Genomic DNA, 3467 nt, shown 5'->3' with positions numbered 1-3467 from the left:
ATATTCCCAATATTCCAGCCGTTCTACCACTGAAAATCGAGATGACAGCCTGGGAATCGGTAGGGCTTGGAAAATTTTGACAGCTAGTCGGCAAACAGGTTTGTTTTTCACATTTTTGCTGGTTATGACTATCAGCTTATTTATGCAAGACCCTGTTTTAGAACCTTACGCTGGTCAGGTATTTGGTATGCCTTTGGCAGAAAGTACCAGATTGAACATTTTTTACGGTTTTGGTATCTTAATAGCCTATGGTGTCACAGGTTTTTTCATTGTGCCGCGTTTAGGTAAACGCAGAACTGCACGCTTAGGCTGTGTATTAGTGGCAATCTGTGCATTATTACTGGGTATATCAGGATTTACAGCCAATCCAGCTTTTCTCAAATTTAGCTTGTTCTTGTTTGGTTTATCTACTGGTTTCTTAACCACCGCAGCTATTAGTTTAATGTTGGATCTGACAGCAGCTGAAGCCGCAGGTACTTTTATTGGGGCTTGGGGATTAGCTCAGTCTGTCTCTAGGGGAATTGCCGTAGTTATAGGCGGTACGATACTAGATATTGGTCGTAATTTACTGCCGAGTTTAGAGTTAGCTTATGGCATGGTATTCTTTCTGGAAGCTGTGGGTATGGTGGTGTCGATTTGGTTTCTCAACCGAGTCAATGTCAAAGAATTTCAAACCAGTGCCAAACAAGCGATCGCTACTGTTTTAGAAAGTGATTTAGACTAGTTATGTAAATATACGTATCTTGTCTTGGCTCAGGAGTACCTTTGCGAGAAAATTAATTAATGAATGATTTCTGGACAACAATTCTCGATTTTGCCGAAACCACTACTACCAGAGTGGGCAAGCAACTGATGCAAGATTTTGGGAAAGTCCAGGCTTCCCAAAAAGCTGACGGTAGTTTAGTTACCCAAGCCGACAAATGGGCAGATCAAGAAATTCAAGATGCGTTAGCTTCTCGTTTTTCTGGTTATGGCATTTTGAGCGAAGAAAGCGACAAAGTGTTTCCGGGTACAGAGTGGTGCTGGGTAATCGACCCCCTCGATGGCACTACCAACTTTACTAGGGGTCTGCCCATTTGGTCAATTTCACTGGGATTACTATATAGAGGTATCCCCATTTTTGGGTATGTTTACGTACCACCACTAGCTCAAGCTTTTCATGGTTTCTGGGCGGGTGACTCTGGTTTAATAACACCGTCAGGCGCATTTCTCAACCACCATCCCATTCATAGTAGTAATGATCCTGCTAGTAAAAATCACTTTTTTAACCTCTGCTCCCGTAGCACTGCTGTGATTCAAACAGACTTTCCCTGTAAAATTCGGATGTTGGGTGTAGCCAGCTATAATTTTCTCACAGTCGCTACTGGGGCGACACTAGGCGGTATTGAAGCCACACCAAAGGTTTGGGACATCGCCGGGGCTTGGGTGATTGTTCAGGCGGCTGGTGGTAGTTGGACATCTCTCAAAGCGAAGCCCTTTCCTTTGTCATCAGGGGAAGATTACAGCGATCGCTCTTTCCCTACCCTGGTTGTCAGTCGCCCGGAATTAGTCCCAATATTTACACCATTTCTCAAAAATTTAAAAATTTAAAAAATTTACTTAATTGCAGTGTGTAGAAGCTTTATTTACACCAAAATACTGAGTATAAAACAAGTTTATGCTGTCTAGTCTAGATTTAATTCGGGAGTTTGTACAAAGCTCTACCCAAAAAAAAGATGTTTTGTTGTCAAACCCTTCTTTGACCGCAGAAACCATCTATAAGAGCAACCAACTAACCGCTAAAACTGAAGGAGTAATTGCTACCTATCAACTCAATCACAGGGTATCCGAATTTTGGGTTAATCCAAATTCATCTCATTGGGATCTGATAAATGAAGCTTTGGCAGATCACAATTATCTGATCAAAGGAAAAATAGAAACAGATCATCGTGGTTTCTATCGGTATCAATACTTTCAAATTCCCAAAGGCTATAAAGCGCATTGTACTAAATCTGTCATGCTTTGGAGAGCTTGGTGGAAATATCGCAAAAGTGCTTTAAAATCAGGAATTCCCCTAGAGCTTTTAATCCAAAAACGAGAGTCTTGGTATCCAGTTAGAGATTTAAACATTAGCAATGGACTTTTATATATTAAAACTTTAGGGAGTGAGATTGTACTTCATTCAGATGATTTGGTAATTTGGCTCAGTAAAAATGAAGTAACTTCTGCAACATAAATTGGAGTATACATATTGAGGAGATACATATTTTATTCAGCTGTAATAACCTGATTCCACAGTTAAACAGAAAAAATACATTTGCTAAAGTGGGATGCTCCCCACATAAATATAAACTTCGTTTGTAATCAAAAAATGGTCATGAAAGGACTTTGGTTAGAAAATCAACAATTGCAACTACGCACAGATATTTCAGTTCCTCATCCGGCACCAGGAGAAGCATTAGTGCGGGTATTGCGTGCAGGTATCTGTAACACTGACCTAGAACTTAAAAGAGGTTATTATCCTTACACTGGCATTTTAGGTCATGAGTTTGTTGGTATAGTCGCACAAGGGCCAGAACACTTACTTAATCAACGTGTAGTGGGAGAAATTAACGCCGTTTGTGGTCATTGCCGTTTTTGTCTGAGTGGACAACCGACGCATTGCGAGAACCGCACTGTTTTAGGCATTGTTAACCGTCACGGAGCCTTTGCTGATTATCTGTGTTTACCCATACAAAATTTACATCCAGTACCTGACAATGTGCCAACAGATATTGCAACTTTTACCGAACCAGTAGCAGCAGCCTTAGAAATTCAGCAGCAGGTAGCAGTAGGTACTGATGACCGGGTACTAGTGGTGGGAGATGGCAAATTAGGGCAGTTGGTAGCCCAAACACTAGCTTTAACAGGCTGTAATTTGTTGGTAGTAGGACGGCATCGAGATAAACTGATTAACTTAGAAGCAAGAGGAATAAAAACTGGTTTAGTTGATGCTGTTATAGATAAAGCTTTTGATATATCAGTAGAGTGTACTGGCAATCCCGAAGGATTTGCGATCGCTCGTCGCGCCTTGCGTCCTCGTGGTACTTTAGTACTTAAAAGCACCTACGCAGGCAAACTCAGCTTAGATGCTTCTTCTTTAGTTGTAGACGAAATTACTCTGATTGGCTCTCGTTGCGGTCCCTTTCCGGCAGCACTCCAATTACTAGCAACAGGAAACATAGACGTACAACCCTTGATTCATGCTTCCTATCCCTTGGATGATGCAGTTTTTGCTTTTGAACAAGCACAACATCGAGGTGTTTTAAAAGTTTTATTAGAAATCAGTCATTAGTCAATCAATTTTAGATTTGAGATTTTGGATTAGACGACAATCTAAAATCCTCTCTGCGCTGCGTAAGCTACGAAGATGGTAAACCCAAAATCCACAATTCTTTGCTCATTGGTCATGAGTCACGTTTTTGTCCCATTCTCTAACACTACTAAAC

The 3467-nt window shown here is 41.0% G+C and carries 4 protein-coding genes; all 4 read left to right on the top strand.

The window, feature by feature from the left end; translation table 11 throughout:
• On the top strand, positions 1–724 hold a 724-nt coding region (locus VB654_RS06595; RefSeq protein ID WP_323212816.1), incomplete at its 5' end, for an MFS transporter.
• A 59-nt stretch (positions 725–783) separates the two neighbouring features.
• A complete protein-coding gene (locus tag VB654_RS06590; RefSeq protein WP_323212815.1) occupies positions 784–1590 on the top strand; it encodes an inositol monophosphatase family protein in 807 nt (268 codons plus the stop codon).
• A gap of 67 nt (positions 1591–1657) precedes the next feature.
• Entirely contained in the window at positions 1658–2215 is a 558-nt protein-coding gene (locus tag VB654_RS06585; RefSeq protein ID WP_323212814.1) for a hypothetical protein, read from the top strand.
• A gap of 141 nt (positions 2216–2356) precedes the next feature.
• A complete protein-coding gene (locus VB654_RS06580) occupies positions 2357–3313 on the top strand; it encodes an MDR/zinc-dependent alcohol dehydrogenase-like family protein (RefSeq protein ID WP_323212812.1) in 957 nt (318 codons plus the stop codon).
• The last annotated feature ends 154 nt before the right edge of the window (positions 3314–3467 follow it).

The organism is Nodularia sp. UHCC 0506, from assembly GCF_034931045.1.
Lineage (GTDB): Bacteria > Cyanobacteriota > Cyanobacteriia > Cyanobacteriales > Nostocaceae > Nodularia.
Note: the sequence above shows the minus strand (reverse complement) of the source record. Positions and strands in the feature narration are given on the sequence as shown.

Coding starts and splice junctions, on each gene's coding strand:
- VB654_RS06585 (WP_323212814.1), top strand. CDS start 1,658: ATGCTGTCTAGTCTAGATTTAATTCGGGAGTTTGTACAAAGCTCTACC.
- VB654_RS06590 (WP_323212815.1), top strand. CDS start 784: ATGAATGATTTCTGGACAACAATTCTCGATTTTGCCGAAACCACTACT.
- VB654_RS06580 (WP_323212812.1), top strand. CDS start 2,357: ATGAAAGGACTTTGGTTAGAAAATCAACAATTGCAACTACGCACAGAT.